Annotated in this window: 26 protein-coding genes; 12 read left to right on the top strand and 14 right to left on the bottom strand. The window is 66.5% G+C overall.

Annotation, left to right across the window (positions count from 1 at the left end):
* Window positions 1–8: 8 nt before the first annotated feature.
* Window positions 9–2,204, top strand: a complete 2,196-nt coding sequence (locus tag ACGFK1_RS11300) for a molybdopterin-dependent oxidoreductase (protein ID WP_393428336.1) — start codon at window positions 9–11, stop codon at window positions 2,202–2,204.
* Here the strand turns inward: ACGFK1_RS11300 and ACGFK1_RS11295 are convergent.
* Both ACGFK1_RS11295 and ACGFK1_RS11290 read right to left on the bottom strand, forming a co-directional pair.
* Window positions 2,195–2,770, bottom strand: a complete 576-nt coding sequence (locus ACGFK1_RS11295) for a hypothetical protein (RefSeq protein ID WP_393428335.1) — start codon at window positions 2,768–2,770, stop codon at window positions 2,195–2,197. The two genes, ACGFK1_RS11300 and ACGFK1_RS11295, sit on opposite strands and share 10 nt — an antisense overlap.
* A gap of 41 nt (window positions 2,771–2,811) precedes the next feature.
* Window positions 2,812–3,396, bottom strand: a complete 585-nt coding sequence (locus tag ACGFK1_RS11290) for a class I SAM-dependent methyltransferase (protein ID WP_393428334.1) — start codon at window positions 3,394–3,396, stop codon at window positions 2,812–2,814.
* A 45-nt stretch (window positions 3,397–3,441) separates the two neighbouring features.
* On the opposite strand from ACGFK1_RS11290, the gene ACGFK1_RS11285 reads away from it, so the two are divergent.
* On the top strand, window positions 3,442–3,882 hold the full coding sequence (locus tag ACGFK1_RS11285) for a MerR family transcriptional regulator (protein ID WP_393428333.1): 441 nt from the start codon (window positions 3,442–3,444) through the stop codon (window positions 3,880–3,882).
* Here ACGFK1_RS11285 and ACGFK1_RS11280 read toward each other — a convergent pair.
* Window positions 3,869–4,069, bottom strand: coding sequence for a hypothetical protein (locus ACGFK1_RS11280; RefSeq protein WP_393428332.1), 201 nt, complete (start codon window positions 4,067–4,069; stop codon window positions 3,869–3,871). The two genes, ACGFK1_RS11285 and ACGFK1_RS11280, sit on opposite strands and share 14 nt — an antisense overlap.
* A gap of 40 nt (window positions 4,070–4,109) precedes the next feature.
* Here ACGFK1_RS11280 and ACGFK1_RS11275 point away from each other — a divergent pair, with 40 nt between their 5' ends.
* Window positions 4,110–4,958 (top strand): AIM24 family protein, encoded by an 849-nt coding sequence (locus ACGFK1_RS11275; RefSeq protein ID WP_393428331.1) that lies wholly within the window; start codon window positions 4,110–4,112, stop codon window positions 4,956–4,958.
* A gap of 14 nt (window positions 4,959–4,972) precedes the next feature.
* On the opposite strand, the gene dtd is transcribed toward ACGFK1_RS11275, so the two are convergent.
* A complete protein-coding gene (gene dtd / locus ACGFK1_RS11270; RefSeq protein ID WP_393428330.1) occupies window positions 4,973–5,404 on the bottom strand; it encodes a D-aminoacyl-tRNA deacylase in 432 nt (143 codons plus the stop codon).
* Window positions 5,405–5,440: 36 nt separating this feature from the next.
* Here dtd and ACGFK1_RS11265 point away from each other — a divergent pair, with 36 nt between their 5' ends.
* Window positions 5,441–6,991, top strand: coding sequence for a class I adenylate-forming enzyme family protein (locus tag ACGFK1_RS11265; RefSeq protein ID WP_393428329.1), 1,551 nt, complete (start codon window positions 5,441–5,443; stop codon window positions 6,989–6,991).
* Between the two features lie 10 nt (window positions 6,992–7,001).
* Here ACGFK1_RS11265 and ACGFK1_RS11260 read toward each other — a convergent pair whose 3' ends face one another.
* Complete coding sequence (locus tag ACGFK1_RS11260) at window positions 7,002–7,601, bottom strand: DUF305 domain-containing protein (protein WP_393428328.1); 600 nt, start codon at window positions 7,599–7,601, stop codon at window positions 7,002–7,004.
* Between the two features lie 53 nt (window positions 7,602–7,654).
* Between ACGFK1_RS11260 and ACGFK1_RS11255 the strand changes: the two genes are divergently transcribed.
* Window positions 7,655–7,861 (top strand): heavy-metal-associated domain-containing protein, encoded by a 207-nt coding sequence (locus ACGFK1_RS11255; protein WP_393428327.1) that lies wholly within the window; start codon window positions 7,655–7,657, stop codon window positions 7,859–7,861.
* A gap of 22 nt (window positions 7,862–7,883) precedes the next feature.
* Entirely contained in the window at window positions 7,884–10,073 is a 2,190-nt protein-coding gene (locus ACGFK1_RS11250) for a heavy metal translocating P-type ATPase (RefSeq protein ID WP_393428326.1), read from the top strand.
* Here ACGFK1_RS11250 and ACGFK1_RS11245 read toward each other — a convergent pair whose 3' ends face one another.
* From ACGFK1_RS11245 to ACGFK1_RS11235, 3 genes are all read right to left on the bottom strand, one after another.
* On the bottom strand, window positions 10,074–11,444 hold the full coding sequence (locus ACGFK1_RS11245) for an HNH endonuclease signature motif containing protein (protein ID WP_393428325.1): 1,371 nt from the start codon (window positions 11,442–11,444) through the stop codon (window positions 10,074–10,076). It lies immediately after the preceding gene.
* 105 nt (window positions 11,445–11,549) lie between these two features.
* The gene (locus ACGFK1_RS11240; RefSeq protein ID WP_393428324.1) at window positions 11,550–12,776 is read right to left on the bottom strand and encodes a glycosyltransferase; all 1,227 of its coding nucleotides are present in this window, start codon (window positions 12,774–12,776) and stop codon (window positions 11,550–11,552) included.
* A 109-nt stretch (window positions 12,777–12,885) separates the two neighbouring features.
* Window positions 12,886–14,010, bottom strand: a complete 1,125-nt coding sequence (locus tag ACGFK1_RS11235) for an adenylate/guanylate cyclase domain-containing protein (protein WP_393428323.1) — start codon at window positions 14,008–14,010, stop codon at window positions 12,886–12,888.
* A gap of 39 nt (window positions 14,011–14,049) precedes the next feature.
* On the opposite strand from ACGFK1_RS11235, the gene ACGFK1_RS11230 reads away from it, so the two are divergent.
* A complete protein-coding gene (locus ACGFK1_RS11230) occupies window positions 14,050–14,550 on the top strand; it encodes a DNA-deoxyinosine glycosylase (RefSeq protein ID WP_393428322.1) in 501 nt (166 codons plus the stop codon).
* 58 nt (window positions 14,551–14,608) lie between these two features.
* Window positions 14,609–17,734, top strand: coding sequence for an ATP-binding protein (locus ACGFK1_RS11225; protein ID WP_393428321.1), 3,126 nt, complete (start codon window positions 14,609–14,611; stop codon window positions 17,732–17,734).
* On the opposite strand, the gene ACGFK1_RS11220 is transcribed toward ACGFK1_RS11225, so the two are convergent.
* The 3 genes from ACGFK1_RS11220 to ACGFK1_RS11210 are packed head-to-tail and all read right to left on the bottom strand — an operon-like array spanning window position 17,731 to window position 20,218.
* The gene (locus ACGFK1_RS11220) at window positions 17,731–19,110 is read right to left on the bottom strand and encodes an amidase (RefSeq protein ID WP_393428320.1); all 1,380 of its coding nucleotides are present in this window, start codon (window positions 19,108–19,110) and stop codon (window positions 17,731–17,733) included. The genes ACGFK1_RS11225 and ACGFK1_RS11220 overlap by 4 nt on opposite strands.
* Window positions 19,111–19,118: 8 nt before the next feature.
* Window positions 19,119–19,931: a DUF6597 domain-containing transcriptional factor gene (locus ACGFK1_RS11215; protein WP_393428319.1), complete on the bottom strand. Its 813-nt coding sequence runs from the start codon at window positions 19,929–19,931 to the stop codon at window positions 19,119–19,121.
* Window positions 19,932–19,948: 17 nt separating this feature from the next.
* The gene (locus ACGFK1_RS11210) at window positions 19,949–20,218 is read right to left on the bottom strand and encodes a hypothetical protein (protein ID WP_393428318.1); all 270 of its coding nucleotides are present in this window, start codon (window positions 20,216–20,218) and stop codon (window positions 19,949–19,951) included.
* A 74-nt stretch (window positions 20,219–20,292) separates the two neighbouring features.
* Between ACGFK1_RS11210 and ACGFK1_RS11205 the strand changes: the two genes are divergently transcribed.
* The 3 genes from ACGFK1_RS11205 to ACGFK1_RS11195 are packed head-to-tail and all read left to right on the top strand — an operon-like array spanning window position 20,293 to window position 21,668.
* Window positions 20,293–20,766 carry a VOC family protein gene (locus tag ACGFK1_RS11205; RefSeq protein ID WP_393428317.1) on the top strand — a complete coding sequence of 158 codons (474 nt, stop codon included), beginning with the start codon at window positions 20,293–20,295 and terminating at the stop codon, window positions 20,764–20,766.
* 9 nt (window positions 20,767–20,775) lie between these two features.
* Window positions 20,776–21,213, top strand: coding sequence for an HIT family protein (locus tag ACGFK1_RS11200; RefSeq protein WP_393428316.1), 438 nt, complete (start codon window positions 20,776–20,778; stop codon window positions 21,211–21,213).
* 5 nt (window positions 21,214–21,218) lie between these two features.
* The gene (locus tag ACGFK1_RS11195; RefSeq protein WP_393428315.1) at window positions 21,219–21,668 is read left to right on the top strand and encodes a nitroreductase family deazaflavin-dependent oxidoreductase; all 450 of its coding nucleotides are present in this window, start codon (window positions 21,219–21,221) and stop codon (window positions 21,666–21,668) included.
* Here ACGFK1_RS11195 and ACGFK1_RS11190 read toward each other — a convergent pair.
* Genes ACGFK1_RS11190 through ACGFK1_RS11180 form a run of 3 tightly spaced genes read right to left on the bottom strand, consistent with a single transcriptional unit; the run spans window position 21,665 to window position 23,999 of the window.
* The gene (locus tag ACGFK1_RS11190; RefSeq protein ID WP_393428314.1) at window positions 21,665–22,096 is read right to left on the bottom strand and encodes a Clp protease N-terminal domain-containing protein; all 432 of its coding nucleotides are present in this window, start codon (window positions 22,094–22,096) and stop codon (window positions 21,665–21,667) included. The genes ACGFK1_RS11195 and ACGFK1_RS11190 overlap by 4 nt on opposite strands.
* 15 nt (window positions 22,097–22,111) lie before the next feature.
* The gene (locus ACGFK1_RS11185) at window positions 22,112–23,161 is read right to left on the bottom strand and encodes an LLM class flavin-dependent oxidoreductase (protein WP_393428313.1); all 1,050 of its coding nucleotides are present in this window, start codon (window positions 23,159–23,161) and stop codon (window positions 22,112–22,114) included.
* A 7-nt stretch (window positions 23,162–23,168) separates the two neighbouring features.
* A complete protein-coding gene (locus ACGFK1_RS11180) occupies window positions 23,169–23,999 on the bottom strand; it encodes a uracil-DNA glycosylase (protein ID WP_393428312.1) in 831 nt (276 codons plus the stop codon).
* A 98-nt stretch (window positions 24,000–24,097) separates the two neighbouring features.
* Between ACGFK1_RS11180 and ACGFK1_RS11175 the strand changes: the two genes are divergently transcribed.
* Complete coding sequence (locus tag ACGFK1_RS11175) at window positions 24,098–25,324, top strand: MFS transporter (protein WP_393428311.1); 1,227 nt, start codon at window positions 24,098–24,100, stop codon at window positions 25,322–25,324.
* Window positions 25,325–25,378: the final 54 nt, after the last annotated feature.

Here is a 25,378-nt window from a genome sequence, read left to right as displayed (position 1 = left end):
TGCGGTTCATGACCCTGCCCGTCCAGCCCGTCCAGACCGTGCATACATTCTGCCGGTACTGCCTGGCATCGTGTGGGTTGGAAGTGACGGTTGAGGACAACCGAGTCGTCAAGATCTCGGCCGACAAGCAGAACCCCCACACCTGGCAGGACTTCTGCGCCAAGGGTCGAACCGCCAACCAACTGGTCGAGCATCCGCGACGGGTCCTGAACCCGATGCGGCGCGTAGGAGACGGCACAGACAGCTACGTGGAGGCAAGTTGGGACGAGGCGATCAGTGACATCGCCGCCAGGATGAACGCCCTCATCGATGCGGACGGCCCGGACGCCATCGGCGTCTATTACGGCAACCCGTCGGGCTTCTCGTCGTCGAACATCATCTTCATGAACGCCTGGCTCGACGCGATCGGCACCCGCAACCGATACTTCGTCGGGTCGGTCGACCAGAACGCCATGCACGTCGTCGCGGCGGCCATGTACGGGTCGATACTGATGGCCCCGGTATCGGACATCGACAATTGTGACTACTTCCTGCTCGTCGGCACCAATCCCGCTGTCAGCGCGTGGAATTGGCTGGAAACCGTTCCCGGCGGGTGGCGCCGCGCGCTGGAACGCCAGAAGCAGGGCGCCAGTATCATCGTGGTCGACCCGCTGCACACCGAGACCGCCGAGAAAGCCGATGTGCACCTCGCCGTCCGTCCGGGACAGGACTGGGCGTTGCTGCTCGGCATGGTGAAGGTGATCCTCGACGAAGGACTCGAACACCGGCAGGACTGCACCGAATTAACAACGGGGGTCGACGATCTGCGAAATCTGGTCGCCGACGCCGATCTCGACGAGCTGGCATCCAGGTGTGATATCCCCCGCGCCCAGATCCAGCAGGTGGCCCGGGATTTCGCCGCTGCGCGCGGCGCGATGGTGGTCACCCGCACCGGGGTGTCTCTGCACCTTGCGGGAACGGTCGCGGAGTGGCTCGGTCATGTGCTCAACGTGATCACCGGCCGGATGGACAGGCCGGGCGGGCGCAGATACGAGCCCGGCTATGTCGACGCAATCCGATTGTCGGCCATGGTCAAAGAGACGGGTCACACGAGCCGCATCGCGGGCCGCGGCATGGTGGCGGGCGCGCATGCACTCAGCGAACTGCCCGACGAGATAACCACTCCCGGGCCAGGGCAGATCAAGGCGATGCTGATCAACTGCGGTAACCCCGTGGTGTCCGGACCCGACGGCGCCAAGTTGGATGCCGCACTGGCGCAACTGGATCTACTGGTGGCCGTGGACCTGGTGCAGCGCGAGAGCCACCGGCATGCGCACTGGTTGCTACCCGCCGCGCACTGGCTGGAGCGTGACGATCTGCTCGCGTTCACCAGCAACATGCACGACCAGCCGTATCTGCAGTACGGACAACGGGCCGTCGAGCCACCACCCGGTGTACGGCAGGAATGGCGGATCTTCGCCGACCTCGCGATCGCGATGGGTAAACCACTGTTCGGCGCCAAGGGCGTCAACCAGTTCGTCAAGGCGACCCGCGTGCTGTCCCGGGTGACAGGCAAGCCGGCTGTCGAATTCGGTCCGCACTGGATCGACCGACTGGTCGTGGCCACAAGCCGGAAAATCAACGGCCGCAGGATCAAATGGCGTGACGTGATGTCGCATCCGCACGGCTGGGTGTTGGGTTCGCGGGAGTTCGGCCACTTCAGGAAGGCGCTGCGGACCGATGACAACAAGGTGCACGCGGCGCCACCGGAGTTCGTGCAGCGGGCACGCGAATTGCTCGCCGAACCCGGCCCTCGACCGCCGGCCGGGTATCCGTTTCAGCTGGCGAACCGGCGCAACCGGCATTCAATGAATTCGTGGCTCAACGAACTGCCCGGCCTGCATCCGTCCGGAAAAGGCAACGAGGTGGTCATCCATCCCGCCGATGCCGCCGCACTCGGCATCGGCGACGGCGACAAGGTCAGGGTGTACTCGCGCGTCGGTGCGATCGAATTGGCCGCGGCAGTCAACGAGCTGCCCCGTCCCGGCGTGGTTGTCGTCGACCACGGCTGGGGCTCAAGAATTTTCGATCCACGCGGCGGCTCGCGCCCGGAATCCTACGGCGCCAACCGCAATCTGCTCGTCGACAGTGCACCGGTCGATCCGTTGTCGCAGACGGCGGCGCTCAGTTCGTCCTATGTAGGCATCGAACGGGTTCAGAGCTGAGGCCCCTCGGCGCGCAGATCGTCGACGTTTTTCATCGCGTCGCGCAGCTTGCCGAGCCATTCGTCGGCGTGCTCGCCGACAAGCCGGACCGACCACGCCAACGCATCGGAGCGTGACCGCGCGACGCCGGCGTCGACCAGCGTGTCGAGCACCTGGCGTTCCGGTTGCCGCAGTCGCGTCATCACCGGTACCGCGATGTTGGTGAACAGGATTCGCTCATAGTTATCGTCGCCGACTGCCCCTATTTCTATGCCCCAGGCGACCTTGCGGCCGTAGCGGGCTTCGGCTTCGTCGGCGATCCGCATGCGTTCCGCGCGGGTCTCCTCACGGAAGCGGGCGGCTCTGCCTGAGGCGCGGGCCTCGCTCTCCTCGCCTGCCGCGTCCGGGAGGCGGCCGATGACGGTGATCTCTTCGCGGTCGACGACGACCGTCGGGTCGCCGGCGAACCAGCCGTCGGGAAGCCGACCGGCGAACCAGTCGGCGGCGTCGCTTGCGTCGGGTTGTTCGGCCTGCTGCCAGCCGCCTGGGCGGCCGGACCGTCGGCCATGGATGTGATGGTGTCGCATGATTACATGCTTACACCGTTACACCTCCGATCGCGACCCTTTCACGACGAGCGAACGGCCGTGAAGATGTCGAGGCTTGTGGATTGCCTCCGAGTCACCTCACCGAAGCGTTGGCGCAGCACCTGCTCGATGCGATCCAGCGTCTCCTCGGGCAGGCGCAACGGCTTGGCCGTCCGGTTCGGCGCCGTCCCGCCGTGCCAGGCGATCACGACCACGCCGCCGGGCCGGACCACTCGATACAACTCGGCGGCCCCGGCTTCGAGGTCCGGCCATATCGCCACGTTGCGCACCGAGACCACGCGATCGACGCTGGCGTCGGGGAGACCGGTGTGTTCGGCGCTGCCCAGATCGAGCCGAACGCGGCGGTCGCGCAAGGCCTTTCGGTTGTACCGACAGGCTTGGTCGCGCATCTCCGGCGACGGGTCGACCCCACGGATGCTCGCCGCGTCCGTGCGCTCGGCGAGCAGCCTGATCAGACCGCCTGGTCCATAGCCGACTTCGAGAACGTCATGGTTCGGTTGCACGTCGAGGACGTCGATCAGGTCGTCGTGCTTGTTGGTCCACAGCATGAACCGGCCCGCCAGCCTGCCGAGCAGGCCCGTGGGATTCGCGAACGGGTTGCCCATGCCTCGACGGTGGCACTTCAAGCAGGGTTGAAGTCAAATGGAGACATGGACCCGATGACAATCGGCGAAGCGGCCCGACTTCTCGGCCTCAACACGTCGGCGCTGCGGTACTACGAGGACCGGGGCCTGGTTTCACCCGGGCGCCGCGGCGGAAAGCGCGTGTACAGCCGTGAACAGTTGCGCCGCTTGGCTTTTGTCCAGCTGATGCAGCGTCTCGGTGTCAGGTTGGACGCGGCGTCTGCGGTGCTCGACGGCCCAAGCGACCAATGGCGCGACGTTGTCGCGAAGCAGATCGCAGCGCTCGACGATCTGATTGCCAGGGCCGAGGGCGCACGCGATTTTCTCGAGCATGCGTTGGCCTGTCCCGCCGACCATCCTGTGGACGAATGCGCGAACATGATCGATGTCCTCGACAAGCGTCTCGGCGGCGCCACCGTCGAGCAACTCGCCGCCGAGCGCGGCAGAGCGGTGCCTAACGTTTCCTGAGGAGTACCGCGGCGCCACCGACCACCGCACCGATCAGCAGCAGCACTGCCAACGCCGGGCTGACCAGCCACCAGACCAGTCCGACGCCGATGAGCACCGGCGATACGGCGAACAACACCATGCCCGGGTGTTGCTTGATGACCGCGAGTGCGCTCTGTGCGCGCACCCGGTCGATTTCCTTTGCCATGGCTCAAGGATGCCAGCGTCATCCGACTAATTTGGACGACATGACAGGAACTGGACCCGGAAGTTGGCAACCCGACCCGGAGGGTCGGTTCGAATTCCGGTGGTTTGACGGGCAACGCTGGACGGATCAGGTGTCGCACCGCGGTCAGGTCAGCCGAGCGCCGATGGCGTCCCTGCCGCAAGCCGCCCCGCCGCAAGCCGCCCCGGTCGGTGACGGATTCTCGGGTATCACCGGCGATCTGGTCGACGGACGCTTCAGCGAGAAGGAAGCCAAACCGATCGGCAACCAGAACTCGAAGCTGTTGCGGGTGCGCCTCGGCGAACCGTTCATGGCGCGTCAGGGATCAATGGTCGCCTATCAGGGCAACGTGGACTTCGCGTTCGAGGGCGGCGGCGCCTCGAGGTTCATCAAGAAGGCCCTGACCGGCGAGGGTCTGCCCTTGATGCGGTGCCAGGGCCATGGCGATGTCTTTCTCGCCGAACGGGCCTACGACGTGCACCTGTTGACCCTCAACAACTCCGGCCTGTCGATCAGCGGCAAGAACGTGTTGGCCTTCTCCTCCAATCTCGACTGGAACATCGAGCGGGTGCGAGGCGGCAGCATGGTGGCGGGCGGGTTGTTCAACACGACGTTGCGCGGCACCGGGTGGGTCGCGCTGACCACCGATGGCCCACCGGTCGTGCTCAACGCCGCGGAGGCGCCGACCTTCGCTGACACCAACGCGGTGGTCGCATGGTCGGCCAATCTGCAGACGCAACTGAAGACGAGCTTCAAGGCGGGCTCGCTCATCGGCCGGGGCTCCGGTGAGGCCGTTCAGGTGTCGTTCTACGGCCAGGGCTTCGTCATCGTCCAGCCGTCCGAGGGCGTGCCACAGGTGACGACGGCTTAGGACCTCCAAAGCGCCTAAGCCTCCAAGAGCACCGTCACAGGGCCGTCGTTCACGAGGGCGACCTGCATGTCGGCGCCGAACACACCGGTTTCGACGTGGGCACCTTGTCCGCGCAGCACGTCGGCGAAGGCCGTCACCAGCGGCTCGGCGACGGCGGACGGCGCGGCGGCGTTCCAGGTCGGTCGCCTACCCTTCGCGGTGTTCGCATAGAGCGTGAATTGGCTGACGACGAGAATCGGCGCACCGACGTCGGACGCGGACTTCTCGTCATCGAGAATGCGCAATTGCCAGAGCTTTTCGGCCAGCCGCTGCGCCTTCGCCGGGTCGTCGTCATGCGTGACACCGACCAGAGCGACCAACCCCTGACCGTCCGGGTCGATGGCGCCGACGCGCTCACCGTCGACTGTCACCGACGCCGAAGTCACTCGCTGGACAAGGATGCGCATGTCCGCAGATGCTGCCAGACGACTAGCGTGTCGGGCGTGCCAGTGTGGGGTAGCAACGTCGTCGATGGGCACTACGCGGGCCATCCCGGCCTGCTCTATGAACCGCGTCCGACGACGTTCGCCGAACTGCTCGACGGCACTGGGCGCTGGAGCGAACGCACCTTCCTGGTCCAGCGGAACCGACGCATTTCGTACGGCGAGTTCAACGCCGCGATCGGCGCCGCGCGGCACTACATGCGCCAGATGGGAATAGCGCGCGGCGACCGCGTGCTGCTGTTTGGCTACAACAGTCCCGAGTGGGCGCTGGCGCTGTGGTCGCTGTGGACCATCGGCGCCGTACCGGTGCTTGGCAATCGGTGGTGGAGCAGCGCGGAGATCGCACACGCCGTCGAACTGCTGACACCCGCACATGGCCTCTGCGACACCGACGTCCCCTCGTTGAAGGTCACGGGCATCGACGCGCTCAGGGCGTGCTTTGGTGCCAGTGGCCATGATCCGATCGACGAGCAGGACGAGGATTCGGCGGCCGTGATCCTGTTCACCTCCGGTAGCTCGGGTATGCCGAAAGCCGTTGAGCTGTCCCGCCGCGCCGTGATCTGCAATCAACAGAGCATCCTGCTGCGCAGCAACCGGTTACCCGACGAGCTGGAGCAGAGCTCACCACAAGTGGTGAGCCTGGCCAGCACGCCGATGTTTCATGTCGGCGGCCTGTCGAATCTGATCACCCAGTTCCTCACCGGTGGGCGGATTGTGTTGACAGAAGGCCGGTTTGACCCGAAACAGATTCTCGGCCTGATCCAGACCGAGCGGGTGCAGGCGTGGGGCGCCGTGCCGACGATGGCCATCCGGGTGCTCGAGCACCCCGACTTCGACGCCTACGACTTGTCCAGCCTCCGGTCATGGCCGCTCGGCGGAGCGCAGGTCACGGCCGCGCTGCTGGACCGGATCCGCGCGAAGATGCCGGGACTGCGCCGTCGCGGCCTGGCGAACACATGGGGCATGACCGAGGCCGGCGGCTTTCTGACCATGGCCGTCGGCAGCGATCTGGAGCGCTACCCGGGAACGGTCGGTCGGCCCTATCCCGTGGTGGAACTCAGGATCGACCGGCCCGACGACGATGGCGTCGGGGAAGTGCTCGCCCGGTCCCCCTCCGTCATGCTCGGCTACGTAGGCATCGACGACGGCACCGTCGATTCCGATGGCTGGCTGCACACCGGCGATCTCGGGCACCTCAACGACGAGGGCTACCTGTTCATCGACGGTCGAAGCAAGGACGTCGTGATCCGCGGTGGAGAAAACATCGCGTGCCCGCATGTCGAGGCGGCACTGGCCACCCACCCATCGGTCGTCGAGGTCGCCGCGATCGGCCTGCCTCATCCCGACCTCGGCGAAGAATTGGCCGCCGTTGTCGTGCACAGGCCGGGGACTCGCCCGCCCACCGAAAGCGAACTACGCGACCACCTCGACGGGGTGGTGGCCTATTTCGCGATACCGACACGCTGGGAGATCCGGACCCAACCGCTGCCGACACTCGCCGGCGAGAAGGTCGACAAGCGCGGCCTGATCGCCCGCTTCGGGCAGACGTAGGCCCTCGGGATCAAAGAGTGGACAGGATGCTGCGCATCGTGTCGATCTCCTTCTGCTGGGCAGTGACGATCGCTTTCGCCAGTTCGATCGCCGCAGGATACTGACCGTCCTTGATCTCGTTCTGCGCCATGGTGATTGCGCCCTCGTGATGCGAGATCATCTGCGTCAGGAACAATTTGGACGCCTCGACACCCTGCGCATTCGTCAGCGCGGTCATGTCGCTGGCCGACATCATGCCCTGCATACTCGGCATGTCGTGCCCCGACATCGGCGGCATCGCGGGACTCCCCCACCGCGTCAGCCAGCCCTGCATCTGCTGGATCTCGGGACCCTGGGCGGCCTTGATCTGACTGGCCAGTTCGGCGACGCGGGGATCGATGCCGTGCTTGGCGAGGACCATATCGCTCATCTCGATGGCCTGTTGATGGTGCGGGATCATGTGTTGGGCGAACATCACGTCCGCGTCGTTGTGCGCCTCTGCCGCTGCGCTGGCGGGCGAGGAGGGTGCCGCCGAATGCTCGGGTTCGTTGGAGTTGCTACAACCGGTCATGACGGCCAGCACCACCAGGGCGCCTGCTCCGATCAGGGACGTTCGCTTCCGCACAGTCATGAACCCTTTCTACCCGCTTTTCATACCCTAGGGGGGTATGGTACACAGGACTCATGAGCACAACAACGGTGACCGTCTCGGGTATGACCTGCGGAGGATGCGTGTCTTCGGTGCGTGAGGAACTCGGCGAGATCGCCGGCGTACGCGCCGTCGACGTGGATCTGGGCACCGGAACGGTGGTCATCAAGAGCGACGGCCCGGTCGGGAACGCCGCGATCAAGAACGCCGTCGAAGAGGCCGGCTATCAGTTGGCGGGCTGATGAGCCAGCAGGGCGAACCGTCATGACATCAGTCGAGCTCTCGATCGACGGGATGACGTGTGCATCGTGTGCCCATCGGATCGAGAGAAAGCTGAACAAACTCGACGGGGTGACCGCATCGGTCAACTTCGCCACCGAGAAGGCACACGTCGAATACGGCGGTCCGGTGACGCCCGCACAGTTGGTGGCAACAGTGCACGACGCGGGATATCACGCGCATCTGCCCGAGGAGTCCGCAGATGCCGTCGCGGACCCGACGGCGTCGCTTCGACAGCGGCTGCTGATTTCGGCGGCGTTGACGGTGCCCGTGGTCGCGATGGCGATGGTGCCCGCGCTGCAGTTCACGTACTGGCAATGGCTCTCGTTGGCGCTGGCCGCGCCGGTGGTGGTGTGGGGTGCGTGGCCGTTTCACCAGGCGGCGTTGGCGAACCTGCGGCACGGCAGCGCCACGATGGACACGCTGATCTCGATGGGCACGCTGGCCGCGCTGGGGTGGTCGGTTTACGCGCTGTTCTGGGGTACCGCGGGGATGCCGGGCATGAAGCACGCGTTCGAGTTGACGATCGCGCGCACCGACGGCACCGGCAACATCTATCTCGAAGCCGCGGCCGGGGTGACCACGTTCATCCTCGCGGGCCGTTATCTGGAAGCGCGGGCCAAACGGCGGGCGGGCGCGGCGATGCGGGCACTGCTCGAACTCGGCGCCAAGGATGTGGCGGTCCTCAGAGATGGTGTCGAGCAACGCATTCCGGTCGAGCAACTGTCGGTGGGCGACGAGTTCGTGGTGCGTCCCGGCGAGAAGATCGCGACCGACGGTGTGGTGGTCGACGGCGGATCGGCAGTCGACGCCTCGATGCTCACCGGCGAATCGGTGCCGGTGGATGTGGGACCAGGCCTCCAGGTGGTCGGCGCAACGGTCAACGTCGACGGTCGGCTTGTGGTGCGGGCCAACCGCATTGGCTCCGACACGCAGTTGGCGCAGATGGCACGTCTGGTGGAGGACGCACAGAACGGCAAGGCCAAGGCGCAGCGGTTGGCGGACAAGATCTCCGGGGTGTTCGTGCCGATCGTCATCGCGCTGTCGGCGGCGACACTGGTCTTCTGGCTCGGCACGGATGGCTCGGTCGCATCGGCGTTCACCGCCGCGGTAGCGGTGCTGATCATCGCGTGCCCGTGCGCGTTGGGCCTCGCAACGCCGACCGCGCTGATGGTCGGCACCGGACGGGGAGCGCAGCTTGGCATCCTGATCAAGGGACCTGAGGTGCTCGAATCCACCCGCCGCATCGACACCATCGTGCTGGACAAGACGGGCACCGTGACCACGGGTGCGATGACACTGTTGGACGTGATCACGCTCGATGGTGAACAACCCGATGACGTGTTGCGGTTGGCCGGGGCACTGGAAGACTCGTCGGCACATCCGATCGCCAAGGCGATCGCGACCGGTGCACGGGAGAAGGTCGGCGACCTTCCGACCGTGACAGCGTTCACAAACCTTGACGGGCTCGGCGTCCAGGGCCGCGTGGCCGGCCACGCGGTAAAGGTCGGGCGGCGACGGCTTTTCGACCTGCCTGAGCCGCTGGCAAAGGCCATGCAGGGGGCCGAGACCCAGGGCAAGACGGCTGTCGCGGTCGGCTGGGATGGCCCGGCGCGCGGAGTGCTCGTGGTCGCGGATGCGGTCAAGCCGACGTCCACCGAAGCGGTCGGGCAGCTTCGGGAGATGGGCCTCACGCCGATCATGCTGACCGGTGACAACCAGGCGGCGGCCCGCGAAATCGCGAAGCAGGTGGGCATCGACGAGGTCATCGCCGAGGTGCTGCCCGCGGACAAGGTCGCTGCCGTCAGGCGCCTGCAGAGCGAGGGCAAAGTGGTGGCGATGGTGGGCGACGGCGTCAACGACGCCGCGGCACTCGCGCAAGCGGACCTCGGCCTCGCGATGGGCAGCGGCACGGACGTCGCGATCGAGGCCAGTGACCTCACCTTGGTGCGCGACGATTTACGCGCTGTACCCGACGCAATCCGGTTGTCCCGCAGCACATTGGCTACGATCAAGGGCAACCTGTTCTGGGCGTTCGCGTACAACGTCGCCGCCCTGCCGTTGGCCGCGGCCGGACTGCTCAACCCCATGATCGCTGGCGCGGCAATGGCTTTCAGCTCCGTCTTCGTCGTCACTAACAGCCTGCGGCTGCGCCGATTCACCCCATCCCGCTAGCTATGGGTCGTCTTCGGGTTTGAGGTAATTCTCGGGGTGGTGGTAGTCGTTGATTCGGGTTTGTCCGGTGTCCAGGTGTGGTGGTGGAATCCATTCGGTGCGCCCGTCGGCGCGTTTTCGGGTGGTCCAGCCCTGTTCTTCGACGGCGCGGTTGTCCGGCCCGCAGGCCAGGGTGAGGGTGTTGATGTTGGTCTCACCGGCAGCGGCGACCCAGCCCTCGACGTGGTGGACCTGACACCAATACCCCGGGGCGGTGCAGCCCGGGCGGGTGCACCCGCGCTCCATTGCGTGTAACACGACGCGCTGACCCGGTGTGGCGAAGCGTTTGGCTCGCCCGCAGTACAGCGCTTGGCGGGTGTGCTTGTCATAGATCACCAGATAGTGATGGGCCTGCGAGGCCAGCGTGATCACATCACGCATCGGCACCAACGAGCCCCCGGCGGTCACCCCCACCCCGGCGGCGGCCTGCAGGTCCTGCAGTGCGGCGGTGACGATGATGGTGGCCGGTAACCCGTTGTGCTGCCCCAACTGTCCCGACGCCAGCACCGCGCGGCCCATCGCGGTCAACGCGTCGTGGTTGCGCTGGCCCACCGAGCGGGTGTCGCGCTGTACCGCGTCGCAATCGGGTTCCCCGTCCACACATGGGTTGTCGTCGGCGGGGTTGCACATGCCCGGTGCGCCCAGTGTGGCCAACACCGCCTCCAGGGTGGCGGTAGCCTGCGGGTCCAGCAGCCCCTCGATGCGGCTCATGCCCTGGGCGTTTTGGCTGTGGATGCGCAGATAGCGCCGCCGGGCCCGCTCGGCGTCATCGGGCAGCTCACCGTCTTGATCGAGCAACGCGGCCAATCGTTTGGCGGCCTCCCGCAATTCGGTGGGTCCCAATCCGGTCCCGATGCGGGCCAGGTCGGCCTCGGCCAATCCGCGGGTCTGGGCGTCGATCCGGGCGGGCAGCTTGGTGAAGAACTTCTCGATGACCGCGACATGCTCAGCACCGATTTGCCCGCGGGCTTGGGCGGCGGCCACCGCCGGCCACGCCGGCGCCAGCGGTTCACCAGTGATCGCCGTGCGCGGCCCCAACAGCCCCGCCTGAGTGACCCGCCGCTTGGCCTCGGCCTCACTGATCCGCAATCGATACGACAACACCTGAGCCCAGTTTTTACCGCCCAGCGCCTTGGGGTCCGCCTCGGCAGTCAGCGCGTTGATCAACTGATGCTGCACAGTCGGCAGCCGCCGCACGTTGTACTCCAACCGGTCCTGCAGTACCAGCTTCTCGGCGGTGCTCAATGCATCGACCGACGCCGCGAGCACCGCGTCCAACGCGGCGTCGAGGGCGTCGTAGGCCGCCGCCACGGCGACCTGATCCGAACTCATATCTCGAACATTAGTTCGAATCAGCGACGCATCCCAGCAGCTCAGCCCGCGCTGGGGAGGAAATCGCGGCTGGGGATAGATCTCGAGATTTGTCGGGGCGCAGGTTTACACTGCGCGCTCTTGGTGACCGGCCATGTCGATCAGAAGCTCCGCGGCCACCTTCGCTCCGTCGGTGCGGATCAAGCCCGCCACTGCTGTCGCTCGCGCGCGGGTCTGGGGCGCCAGCGCCGTCGCCAGCGCCGCTGACAGCGTCTCGACCGTCGGCGTCGGTCCGTCATGGGCCGCACCAACACCCAGTTCGGCCACCCGGCCTGCCCAATACGGTTGGTCCGCCATCTGCGGCACCACCACCTGCGGTACACCGGCGCGGGCGGCGGTCGTCGTCGTGCCCGCGCCGCCGTGGTGCACGACGGCGGCCACCCGCCGGAACAGCGCCTGATGGTTGACCTCGCCGACGGCCAGACAGTCGTCACCGTCATCGATCAATGCCAATTCGGCCCACCCACGCCCGACAACCACGCGGCGCCCGTGCTCGCGGATGGCCTCGATCGCCACGGCGGCGACGTCCGCAGGCGCCCGCACACTGCCCATGCTCACGTACACCGGTGGCTCGCCGGCCTGAAGGAACCCGTCGAGATCGGAAGGTAATGGGCGTTCGTCGGGCAGCATCCAGGCACCGGTCTGCAGGACGTCAAGGTACGGCGAACCGGGCCATGGCTCCAGCGTCGGATCCGTCGCCAGCCACGGACGGTCGGTGAAGACGTGGTCGCGGACGTTATCCACCGGCGGTAGCCCGACTGCCGCACGATGCGCGTTGAGCGGTTCTCGGTACAACGCGTTCACACGTTCCGCGTCGATCTCCCATAGGACCCGGTAATCCGTCTCGCCAGGCGGGAACGGCTTGCCTGGCCGTGGCAGCGGTGCACGATCCGGCGATGGGAACGAACCCGAATGGAATGCCGCAAGCACATACGGAATCCCCCGCTGTTCGGCGACCGACCGAACGCCCGCCGGCATCAACCCCGTCGCCAACACCGCGTCGCACCCGTCGGCCGCCGCGCCGACCGTTTCGAAGTGGGCCGCGACCAACTGAGCCGCGACCCTCGGTGCGTCGGCAGGTGTCGACGGTCTGGCTCCGTCCGTTCCATGTACCAACGCGCGCACCGATCGACCCGCGGGCACCATTTCCACGCCGAGGCGCGCGGCCGACTCCGCGAAGTCCGGAGGCGCGCACAACCGGGGCGTCGCCCCGAGTTCCTGCAATTCCAGCGCGAGACCCAATAGCGGTTCGACGTCCCCGCGTGAACCCCACGTCGACAACAACACACGCAATTTCGCTGCCCCATTTCCCGAGTTTTGGCTTCGGCCAGCGATTTTCGACCACCACCCGGGTCTTGCCGCAAGCCCCGGTATGCGCTATAGATTGAGAGTGGGAGGGAAATCAATCATCCGCGGTGGCGCGTCGTGCGCGGAACAGCTTGACCTCCGACTTGATTCCCTTGAGGCGCCGCGCGCCTGCGAATGACCACGTGAACCGGTCGTCATCACCGATCGCTTCCCGCGCCGACTCCGACACCAGGATCGACCCTGGCCGCGCGGCTCCCGTGACGCGGCTGGCGAGATTCACCGAACTACCGAACCAATCCCCGGCCCGACTCACCGCCATGCCAGTGGCGATACCGGCCCGCAACCGGGGCAGGTCGTCGTCGCCCTCGGTGGCATCGACAAGGTCCAGCACCGCATCGAGCAGCGCGATGGGTTCCGGACTGACCAGCATCACTTCGTCGCCGATGGTCTTGATGAAGCGCACCGGCGGGACGGCCACCTCGTGGGCCAGGTCGGCGAGCCGATGGGCCAATTGCTCGAGATCCTCCGGCGGCACCACTTCACCGAGCCGGGTGAAGCCGACGAGGTCCGCGAACGCAATCGTCACCAGACGGGCGCCGGGAAGACGATGGCCCTCGGCCCGCTCGCTCGCGGTCACGGCCTCTGTCTCCATCGAGTGGCGCAACTGAAGGCGCAGCATCTCCTCGATCATCGGCCCGAGCATGGGCGCGATCTCGCGCACCAACGCCTCGGAGTTCTCGGCGATCTTCAGTTCCGTCGCCGTGGGATCGACCAGCGTCGCAAGGACGGCGTACCTCATCACTTCGGCCGCTCGCGACAGGCCGTCGCTGAGCACACGAGCGATCTGGACGAGTTGGTCGGGGTCGATGCCCAACTCGATCGCCTTCTGTGCGAACGAGGCAGCCTGGGCATCTGCGCGCAGAAGCACCGGCGCATCTGGATCGTCGACGCTCGGCAACCCCATCGCGCGCTGTATGCGCTCGAGAATGTCGAGGTCGATGCCGGTCTGCTCGCTGGCGTCCCTGGCCGAGACGTAAACGCCGTCGTCACCGAGGATGCGCCGAGAAACCAGAAGCGCAGGCGTGTAGGTATTGCGGATCTGCTCGACGGTGAACCCCTTCGCAAGTAGCCAGGGGATCAGTTCGGCCCGCTCACCGCGGGCCTTGCCCGCCAAACCGTCGAGCAGCCCGGACGCTTCGACATCGAAGTCTTCGGCCACGGCCACAACGTATACCGCCGACGTGCGATATTCGGCTGCATGTCCTCGGATCTCCTCCACGGCTTTCCGCCGATCGTCGGCGACGGCGCCCGATCACTGATCCTCGGCAATATGCCGAGCGTGATCTCGCTGGGCGCGCGGCAGTATTACGCGAATCCGCAGAACGCCTTCTGGCGGATCACCGGCGACATCTTCGGGTTCGACCCGGAGGCACCCTACGAGGTTCGCACCGCGGCGCTGACGCGGCATGGGGTCGCGGTGTGGGACGTGCTGCTGGCGTGCCGCCGGGTCGGCAGTCTTGATTCTGCCGTTGAGCGAGACAGCATGGTGGCCAACGACTTTCGTCAGTTCTTCGCAGATCATTCAGATATCAACGCGGTGTACTTCAACGGCGCGGCAGCTGAGAAGAATTTCAACCGATTGGTCCGTGTCGCACCGGATTACCGGTACCGGCGGCTCCCGTCGACCAGCCCCGCCCAGACCATGCGCTACGCCGACAAGCTGGCGGCATGGCGTGAAGCCATGACCGCACACCGATAACGGTCCGGCGGGAGTCCACGGCCCCTATCCTCAGTTCAGCAGGACATGGGGGTTACAGATGTCGGCTGCGGTGACATGCCACACGTGCGGTGGACAGCCACGCGAAGGCGCACGGTTCTGCGATGCCTGCGGTACGCCGATCGCGTCGGCCCAGCGTTCCGCGGAGTACAAGCAGGTAACGGTGTTGTTCGCCGATGTCGTCCGGTCCATGGACATCGCCGCGTCACAGGGGCCGGAGCGCCTGCGTGAGATGATGGCGGACCTGCTGGACCGATCGGCGGCGGTGGTCAAACGCTACGGCGGAACGCTGAGCCAGTTCACCGGCGACGGCATCATGGCGGTGTTCGGCGCCCCAATCATGTTGGAGGACCATGCATTAAGGGCATGCATGGCGGCTCTGGAGATCCAGGAGCACGTCGGGTCCACGCTGTCAATACGCATCGGGCTGAACTCCGGACAGGTGATCGCGGGCGAAATCGGTTCCAGCGTCGGGCCTTACACGACCATCGGCGAGCAGGTCGGCATGGCTCAGAGGATGGAGTCCGTCGCACCGCCAGGTGGCGTGATCCTCAGCGAGTCCACTGCGCGACTCGTCGAGCATGCGGTGGACCTCGCGAGCCCCGAACTCGTCACGATCAAGGGCGCAGATGCCGCCGTACCCGCGCGGCGTCTGCTGGCGGCGGGCGGACGACACCCCGCCGCGCGTACCGAGTCGAAACTTGTCGGGCGGACGTGGGAACTCGACACCGTCACCGCGATCATGGCGGAAACCACTCGCGGTGTAGGCGGTGTCGTCAACATCGTCGGCCCCGCAGGCATCGGCAAGAGCCGACTCGTCCGTGAGGTCACCACGGTTGCGGCGGCACATCAGTTGCCGGTGTTCACCACCTACTGCGAATCGCACACCAGCGACGTCCCTTTCCACGTGATCGGCCGCCTGATGCGCGCGATCTCGGGTGTCGACGGTCTGGAGCCACACGCCGCGCGTGCACGGCTTCGCGCGCAGACACCGCACGTCGGTGTCGACGATGTGCGAATGCTCGAGGATCTGCTCGGAATCCGCGACCAGACCGAGACGCTTCCCGTGATCGCGCCGGAGGCCCGTCGCCGCAGGCTGACCGCCCTCATCAACGCCAGTTCGACGGCAAGGACCGAACCGACGGTTTACGTCGTCGAGGATGCGCACTGGATCGATGGAGCCAGCGAGTCGATGCTGGCGGATTTCATCGCGGTCATCCCACAGACCAGGTCGCTGATGCTGATCACGTATCGACCCGAATACGAAGGCGCACTGGCCCGCACCCAAGGCACGCAGACGATCGCGCTACGGCCGCTGACCGATGAGCAGGTGACTGCGCTGTCGACCGAATTGCTCGGCACGCACCCCTCGGTCAGCAGGGTGACGGCGATGGTTGCCGACCGGGCCGCGGGAAACCCGTTCTTCGCCGAAGAGACGGTGCGGGACCTCGTCGAGCGCGGCGTGCTTGCGGGGCACCCGGGGGCGTACGAAATGCACGGCAGTGTCACCAGCATCGAGGTGCCGGTCACCCTCCAGGCCACCATCGGCGCCCGCATCGACCGCCTCGAACCATCAGCGAAGAAGACCCTCGGCGCCGCGGCCGTCGTCGGGATGCGATTCGATGCCGACCTGTTGGCGGCTTTGACAGAAGAACACGATGTGACCCCGTTGATGCACGCGCAGCTTGTCGATCAAGTCAGGTTCGCCCCGCCGGTCGAGTACAGCTTTCGTCACCCGCTCATCCGCGCCGTCGCCTACGAAGCTCAGCTGAAAGCCGATCGCGCCCAGCTACATCAACGGTTGGCGGCGGCCATCGAAGCTCGACGATCGGGCGACGAGAACGCCGCATTGATCGCCGAGCATCTGGAAGCGGCAGGCGATCTGGCCGGCGCCTTTGGTTGGCACATGCGCGCGGCCGACTGGTCGACATGGCGGAACATCGCCGCCGCCCGCTCGAGCTGGAACCGAGCCAAACAGGTCGCCGACCGGTTGCCTGACGACGACCCTGAGCGCATGACCAAGCGTATCGCCGCACGGACAAAGTTGTGCGCCAACGCATATCGCCTCGGCGTCAAAGGTACCGATACCGGCTTCGAGGAACTGCGCCGACTTTGTGGCGCCGTGGGCGATCAGCGGTCGCTGGCCATCGGGACGTGCGGGCTGCTGATGGCCAGGCAGCTGGAAGGTCTTGGCCACGAGCAAGATTCGTCGCGGCTTGCCTCCGAACTGTTACACCTTCTCGATGCCATCGACGACCCGACGTTGGTGGTCGCGCTGTCCGTCCCGCCGATGTCGGCCAACATGGAGGCCGGCCGTTTCTCGACGGTGCTGGCACTGGCGCAACGCGTCATCGACTTGGCCGACGGTGACGTGACCAAAGGCAGGATGCTGACCGTGTCCCCGCTCACCACCGCGACCTCGTATCGCGGTCTGACCAGGTGTCTGCTGGGCCAGCGCGGCTGGCAGGATGATTTCGCGCAGGCCATCGCGGCAGCCGATACGCTCGAACCCGCGATGCGCTCCGGTGCGCTGTGGACCGTTCGCCTCATCCCGATCGCCAACGGGATCCTGCTCCCGGATGTGGTAGCTCTCCGGGAGACCACTGAGATCCTGTCCGCGGCTGAACAATTCGGCGACAATTTCGTGTTGGACATGGCCAGGGCGACACGGGCGATCACCGTGGTTCACCAAGAAGGGCCGCTGCGCGACGAAGGCCACCAACTACTCACACAGCTCGCAGGCTCGGACACCTATCACTTCAGCAACAACCTGCGTGTGATACAGGTGCACCTGGCCAGGGAGAAGGCCAGAACCGGTGACCTCGACGGGGCGATCGACCTGGCAGGCGCGGCGCTCGACGAACTGTACGGGGCGGAGGCCGCACAGTGGATCGCCAAGGCCACCTCCGTGCTCGTCGAGTCGCTGTTGCAACGCGGTTCCGACGGCGACGTGCGCGATGCGTGCACTGCTGTCGACCGATTGGCAGCTTATCCCACTGAGTCCGGCTTTGTCCTGCATGACATCTGGCTGTTCCGCCTGCGCGCGCTACTGGCCGGCGCGCACGGCGACGAGGCGGCATACCGCAACTATCGCCATCGCTATCGGAAGATGGCGGCCGACCTCGAGTTCGAGGGCCACATGGCGTGGGCAGAGGCGATGGACTAAGACACCGGCGGGCGACGCTGCGCCCACGGCCGGGCCTGCTCGATCTGCGCGCCCAACGACAGCAATGTCGCTTCATCGGATGGCCTGCCCACCAATTGAATTGAGGTCGGCACACCGTTGCCGTCAAGGCCCCACGGCACCACCGCCGCCGGCTGACCGGTCACATTGAACAGCCCGTGGAACGGGACCCGCCGCGACACGAGGGCCAGCGTCGAGATCGCTCCGCGCCGTTGGTAGGCACCTACGCGCGAAGGGCCGGTCGCCGTACCGGGTGTGAGCACCACGTCGACATCGTCGAAGATCGACTGGATACGTTCGGCCACTTCGCTTTCCGCGCCACGGATGGCGTTCATCCGCCGATCCGAGATCAGCCCGCCGATCCTGGCGAAAGCGCGGGTGCGGCGGTCGAGCCGGTCCGGGTGCGGCAGCAACTTCACTTCGTCGGCCACGCCTTTGAAGTACCGCGGCAGAACCTGGCCGTACATGCCCGATGGTGGATAGTCGGGATCCCGGGTCACCACCTCGTGGCCCAGTTCCCGCAGCAGCGCCCCCGCCTCATCGACCGCCGACCGCTGTTCCCTGCCGACGCGCGCGGTCAGCGGCGGGGGAACCTTGAGGCTCAACGCGATCCGCAGTCGACCGGGCGGACGCTTGGCTGCTGCCACGAAATCGTTGCCCGGCGCCGCCACATCGAGGAACAGCGCGGCGTCCTCCACCGTGCGCGCCATCGGACCATTCACGCTCAACCCGTGCCACGCGTCGTCGTGCGGCGCCATCGGCACCCGGTCACGCTGCGGCTTGATGCCGAACAGCCCGCACCATGTCGAAGGGATACGGATCGAACCCAAGCCGTCGGAACCCAGCGCCATCGATGCCAGCCCGGCCGCCACCGCCGCGCCGCTGCCGCCGCTGCTGCCGCCGGGGGTGTAGTCGGTGTTCCACGGGTTGCGGGTGGCGCCGAACGTGACGGTCTCGGTGAACGACCAGATCATCATCTCGGGCACCGTGGTCTTGCCGACGATGACAGCTCCAGCGTCGCGCAGTCGTCGCACCACTTCGGCATCGCGTGAGGCCGCGGGGCCGTGCGCGGCGGTGCCCTGCGTGGTGACCTCGCCGGCGACGTCCACGTCGTCCTTGATGGCGATCGGCACGCCGAGCAGCGGCAGACGCTCCCCTGCTTGCAGCCGCTCCTGCGCAGCGGCGGCCTCTTTGCGCGCGCTGTCGGCCAACACCACCCGATACGACCTCAGTTCACGGTCGATGCGGCCGATGCGGTCGAGGTACACGTCGAGCAGGCCAGGCGCCGTGACGACGCTGTCGGCCAGCATCCGGGCCTGCTCGGCCGCGCCTGCGAACGCGAGTTCGCGAGTGTCCATGCAATCTCCTAACGTCGGTGGGCCGCGGCGTATTCACCGGGTGTGGCGCCCAGCATGGCGCGGAAATCGTTGATGAAGTGGGCCTGGTCGTACCAGCCGAGCCGGATCGCGAGATCGGCATGATCGATACCTTGTGTGCTATCGATTTCCAGCGCGGCCTGCTGCAGCCGGTACCGACAGAGCACCCATTTGACCGGTACGCCCACGTAGCGGCGAAACACCCGCTGCGTGGTGCGCGCGCTCCACGGCGAATGCTGCATGACCTGCTCGACCCGATGCAGCCGGTCGTCGTCGCGGATCCGGTCCACCAATTCGCGCAGCCGCGCATAGGTGTCATCGCGCGGGATCTGCGCGGTGATGGCGGATTCCATTGCTGCCAAACAGCCTTCGACGTCGTGCGGCGCATCGGTCAATAGGTCCTCTGCGCGCTCGACCCGGCCCGTCAACGACCCGGCGGCACGCCCGTAGCGCGCCGTGAAACCACCAGGATGAAAGCGCGCGCCGACGACCGTGCCGGTGCCGCGAATCGTTGTGCGGAAAACCCGCTCCACCACCCCGTGCAGCAACACCGCGGGCAGCACATGGCCATGACGGCGGCCGTCGGTGCCCCACTCGTTCGTCAGGTGCACCGCCGGAAACGTGATGACGGTGCTCTCGAACGGATCGTCAAGGTCCCAACTGACCGACCAGAAATGCTCGACGAACCTGGCGGCGTCGCTCGATGGCGCCCAGCGGTCGAGGTCGAACACCGAGGCGGTGGCCGCCCGGCCCACCACACCGCGCTCTGGTGCGGCCGGCGATGTGGCGTCCCGAGCACCCATGAAGACCAGGCTACGAACTAGTCGATGCGGATCACATACGTTCCGTCTTCGTCACGCTCGACCTGCCGGTCATTCGCGTTGACCCAGACGATCGGATCACCCGGTGAGCCGACGAATGCGTTCGTCATTCCGCCGCCGGGCGTCAGATAGACACTCCACTGGTCGCCCGGCGAGAAAACGGTCAACACTTCTTCACCGGTTGCCCGGCGGATCGAAAGCGTATGGCCGTTGTCGTCCTCTTCTGTGTCGTCTGTCATTTCGTCGTCGAAGTCGGCATCGTCAAGCACGCCGATCAGCCTAGACCGCCGACGATGTCGCGTTTCTCCAATACAGCGGGGCGGAGGCGCGCGACGCTGACGATATGAGTGTCAAAGCAATTCCGGAGGGCTACAGCAGCCTGACCCTGTTCCTGTGCGTCGCACGCGCGTCGGACGCGATCGACTTCTACGTTTCGGTGTTCGGCGCCAAGCTCGTCGAGCGGATGGATGGCCCCGACGGGACGGTGGCGCACGCCGAACTCGACTTCGGCAACGGCCGCCTGCAACTCGGCGATCCCGCAGAGGCCTATCAGATCGCCGCGCCCGACCCGAACGGGGCCGCCACCCATTCGGTGGCCCTGTATTGCGACGATGTCGACGCGGTCGTCGCCAAGGCCGAGCAGGCCGGCGCGACCATTCGTGAACCGGCGCAAACGTTCGTCACCGGCGACCGGTTCGCCTCGATCCTGAACCCGTTCGCGCAGCGCTGGACGGTGATGACCCGCGTCGAGAACATCTCCGCAGCAGAGCGCGACCGCCGCATGGCCGAGTGGGCCGAGCAGAACACCGGTGGCTAACGTGGCGGAATGTCCTGTGTTTTCTGCGCGATCGTCGCCGGTGAGGCTCCGGCCATCCGGATCTACGAGGACGACGACTACCTGGCCCTCCTCGATATCCGCCCGTTCACCCGCGGCCACACCCTGGTCATCCCGAAACGCCACACCGTCGACCTGACGGACACGCCGCCGGAAACGGTCGCCGACCTGGTGCGCATCGGTCACCGCATCGCCCGCGCCGCACGCCGGTCCGGGCTGCACGCCGACGGCAACAACGTGGTCATCAACGACGGCAAGGCCGCGTTCCAGTCGGTGTTCCACATCCATCTGCATGTGGTGCCACGGCGCAGCGGCGACAAGCTGTCGTTCGCCAAGGGCATGCTGCTGCGCAAGGACCCGGACCGGGAAGAGTCCGCCAGGCTGCTGCGTGCGGCCCTAGCGCAACTGGACTCGGCTGCGCAAGACTGAGCCACATGAGTGCGATGCCGGCGTGGGAGAAGTACATCGGCCTTCCGTTGCTGATGCTGCACGACAAGATCTACAAGGGCACGAACGGCCGGATCGGCCATCGCATTCTGCCGGGCACGCCGCCGAACCTGCTGCTGCACACCGTCGGGGCGAAGACCGGTATCCAGCGGACGAACTCGCTGACGTACGCCAAGGACGGCGGCAATTATCTGGTGGTGGCGTCGAAGGCCGGCGATCCGAAGGCGCCGGGGTGGTACCACAACTTGAAGGCCAACCCCAAGATCGAAATCAATGTCGGGCGACAGCGATTCGCGGTGACGGCCAAGCCGGTGCTGCCTGACGATCCGGACTACGCGCGGCTGTGGCAGATCGTCAACAAGAACAACGCCAACCGCTACGAGGGGTATCAGAAGCGCACGTCGCGGCCGATCCCGGTCGTCGTGCTCGAGCCTTAACCGGCGTGTGCTCTGATCTCGCGCGCCAACTCCGCGACGTCCACGTTCAGGTCGCGCAGAATCCCCACGCCGGTGTTGTCGCCGTCAGCCAACAGGCCGAGCAGCAGGTGAACGGGACCGATATCCGTTTGACCGAGGTCGAGGGTCTCGCGTAGCGAACGTTCCAGCGCCCTCTTCACGTCGTTACTGAACGGGATGTGGCCGCCGGGTGGTGCACCCTCGACATCGCAGATTTCCCGGACCCGCTGACGCACCGATCCGACGTAGACTCCGCGTGACTCCATGATCGGGCCAAGTATCGGATCCTGCTGGTCCAGCACGCTCACCAGAAGAAGCTCTGCCCCGACGGACGCTTGATTTAGCGACTTGGCCTCGCGCTGTGATCCGACGATCGACTGTCGCGCGGCCTCAGTGAAGCGCTCGAACATCCGCCCAGCCTGGCACTAGAACAGCTCTTTGGCGAGCAGTTCCAGCGTGGTGTCGCGGGCGGGTGCCGTCGCGGGATCCGTTCCGCGCCGTGCCGAGGCGACCGGGTTGACCATCACCTCGTCGACGTCGAACTCCTGCGCCAGCGCACGCACCTGCTCGGCGGCTTCCGTTGGGGTGCCGACGACCGCGCGCTGCAGCGCACCCTCGACCACACGCTGCGCCTGCGGGGTCATCACCTGACGTTGCGCATCCTCGACAAGATCCAAGGCGGTCAGCGGCTGGCCGGTGCGCAACCGCCCCATCATCTGCAGATTCGGCAGAAGCAAAGCCATTGCCTCGTCGTGGGTTTCGGCCACCACGGCGTTCACGGTCAAGAACGTCAAGGGCTCGGGCGCCTGGTCGCTCGGCCGAAACTCCGACCGGTAGACGTCGAGGGCCTCGGCGGTGCCCTGACCCGAGAAGTGGTGCGCGAACACATACGGCAAGCCCTTGGCAGCGGCAAGGTGCGCGGAGTACATCGACGAGCCGAGCAGCCACAGCTTGGGCTCCGTCGCCGCCGCGGGCGTCGCCTTGAGGATGTAGTTGTCCCGCATCAGATCCCTCGGCAGCGGCACCCGCACGCCGCGCGCGCTCATCAGCGCCACGACATCGTCTAGATACTGCGGGAACGCTTCGATGTCTCGGTCATCGCGGCCTGCGGCACCGCGAAGGGCCAGCGAAGTGACCGGGTCGGAGCCCGGTGCCCTGCCGATGCCGAGATCGATGCGGCCGGGGTGCGCGGCCTCGAGAAGTGCGAACTGCTCGGCCACGGCCAGCGGAGCGTGGTTGGGCAGCATCACGCCGCCGGATCCGAGTCGCAGCTGCGACGTCTGCGCGGCCAAATGTGCGATCACTACCGGCGGACTGGTCGCCGCGACGGCGGGCATGTTGTGGTGTTCGGCCACCCAGAAGCGGGTGTAGCCCAGCCGATCGGCCGTCTGCGCTAGGTGCGTCGTCGCGGCCAGCGCATCGGACGTCGTCTGATCGGTGCGCACCGGCACCAGGTCGAGAACGGAAAGTCGCATGGCTACCTCAACGCCTCTTCAGCCCCGCTCGTTCCCGGGCCTGGCCGAAGATGTCATCGAGCATCTGCGGGGTCAGCCTGCCGGTGAACGTGTTCTGCTGGCTTGGGTGATAGCAGCCGATCAGCGTGACATCGTGATCTTGGCTGCCGAGCGAGGCGGTCGCACCGTGCCCGAACTTCGGTGCAGGTGACGGGACGCCGCCCACCATGTGCAACGCCGCGCGCCATCCGAAGCCGCCGAGCGCGATGATCACCCGCACCTCGGAGCCGATCAGCCGCCACTCCGCGTCCAGCCACGGCGCACACGTCGCGCGTTCGGCCGGGGTCGGCGCGTTGCCTGGCGGCGCACACCGCACCGCGGCGGCCACCCGAGTGTCCTTCAGCTGCAACCCATCTGCGGCATCGACGCTCTCGGCTTGGTTCGCAAGACCGGCGCGATACAGCGCCGCGAACAGGAAGTCGCCCGACCGGTCGCCGGTGAACACCCGGCCGGTGCGGTTGCCTCCGTGCGCGGCGGGCGCCAGGCCGACGATCAGGATGCGTGGCCGCGACGACCCCCAGCCGGGAATCGGGCGACCCCAGTACGGCTCACCGGCGAACGACTTGCGCTTGACGACGGACACCTCTTCCCGCCATTCCACCAGGCGCGGGCAGGCGCGGCACACCGATAGCACCGCGTCCAGTTCATCGACGCTTCTGGCGGCGGCCGCCAACGAGGCAACCTGGGCCGGCGTCTGCGCCACCGCGGTGCGCGCCGTCGCTGGATCACCGGGCCAGCCCGCGCCGGCAGGCACGGGTGAATCGAACAGCGCGCCGGTACGCGGATGGGCCAGCTTCATCCCACCACTGTGCACGCGGGCCGGAATCGGCGCCGGGCGGGCCCGGCGGAGTGCCTGGCCGAGGGGCTTGGCCGCTGTTAGATTCGCGGCGATAGCTCATGATGACCGGTAAGCGCGGCCCCATCTTGCTCATCCTGTTCGCCGCGTTGATGGCTGGCGCCGGGAACGGCATCTCGATCGTCGCGTTTCCCTGGCTTGTGTTGCAGCGCAATGGTTCTGCGCTGAACGCTTCGATCGTAGCGATGGCGGGCACCCTGCCCCTGCTTGCCGCCACACTGATCGCGGGCGCCGCCGTCGACTATCTGGGTCGCAGGCGGGTGTCGATGATCTCCGACGCCCTTTCGGCGTTGTCGGTCGCGGCGGTGCCGGTGCTGGCACTGACATTCGGGGTGGGCGTGATCAACGTCGCGGTGCTTGCAGCGCTGGCGGCGCTTGGCGCACTGTTCGACCCTGCGGGGATGACGGCCCGCGAGACGATGCTGCCCGAGGCATCGGCACGGGCCGGGTGGACTCTGGACCATGCCAACAGCGTCTACGAGGCGGTCTTCAATCTGGCCTACATCGTCGGCCCCGGCATCGGCGGCTTGCTGATCGCCACGCTGGGCGGCGTCAACACCATGTGGGTCACCGCGGCCGCATTCGGGTTGTCGATCGGGGCCATTGCCGGACTGCGGTTGGAGGGCGCAGGCCGACCCGACCGCACAGCGCTGCCAGAAGGCGTGTTGGCAGGAATCGTCGAAGGTCTGAAGTTCGTGTGGCACAACAAGGTGCTGCGCACGCTGGCCATCGTCGACCTCACCGCCACCGGGCTGTACATGCCGATGGAGTCGGTTCTTTTCCCGAAATACTTCACCGACCGCAACGAACCGGCCCAACTGAGTTGGGTGTTGATGGCGTTGAGCCTCGGCGGTCTTGTCGGCGCGCTGGGTTATGCGGTGCTGTCGAAATACGCGCGCAGGCGCACCGTGATGCTGACCGCGGTTCTGACGCTCGGCGTGGCGATGACGATCATCGCGTTCCTCCCGCCCCTGCCCGTGATCCTGGTGCTGTGTGCGGTGGTCGGGTTGGTGTATGGGCCGATCGCGCCGATCTACAACTATGTCATGCAGACCCGCGCACCCCAGCACCTGCGCGGCCGGGTGGTCGGCGTGATGGGGTCGCTGGCCTACGCGGCGGGCCCGTTGGGGCTGATCGTGGCCGGTCCGCTGGCCGACGCCGCAGGGTTGCACGCGACCTTCCTTGCGTTGTCTCTGCCGATGCTGATACTCGGGCTGGTCGCGATCGTCATGCCCGCGCTGCGGGAACTCGACCGGCCAGTCGCCTAGTTCGTTCGCCGTGTTTGCCGTGTTGCGCCGGGATCTGCGTTCTAGGCTCTCGAT

Source organism: Mycobacterium sp. NPDC048908 (assembly GCF_043197955.1).
GTDB lineage: Bacteria > Actinomycetota > Actinomycetes > Mycobacteriales > Mycobacteriaceae > Mycobacterium.
The sequence above is the reverse complement of the archived record's forward strand: the minus strand, read 5'-3'. Positions and strand labels throughout refer to the sequence as shown.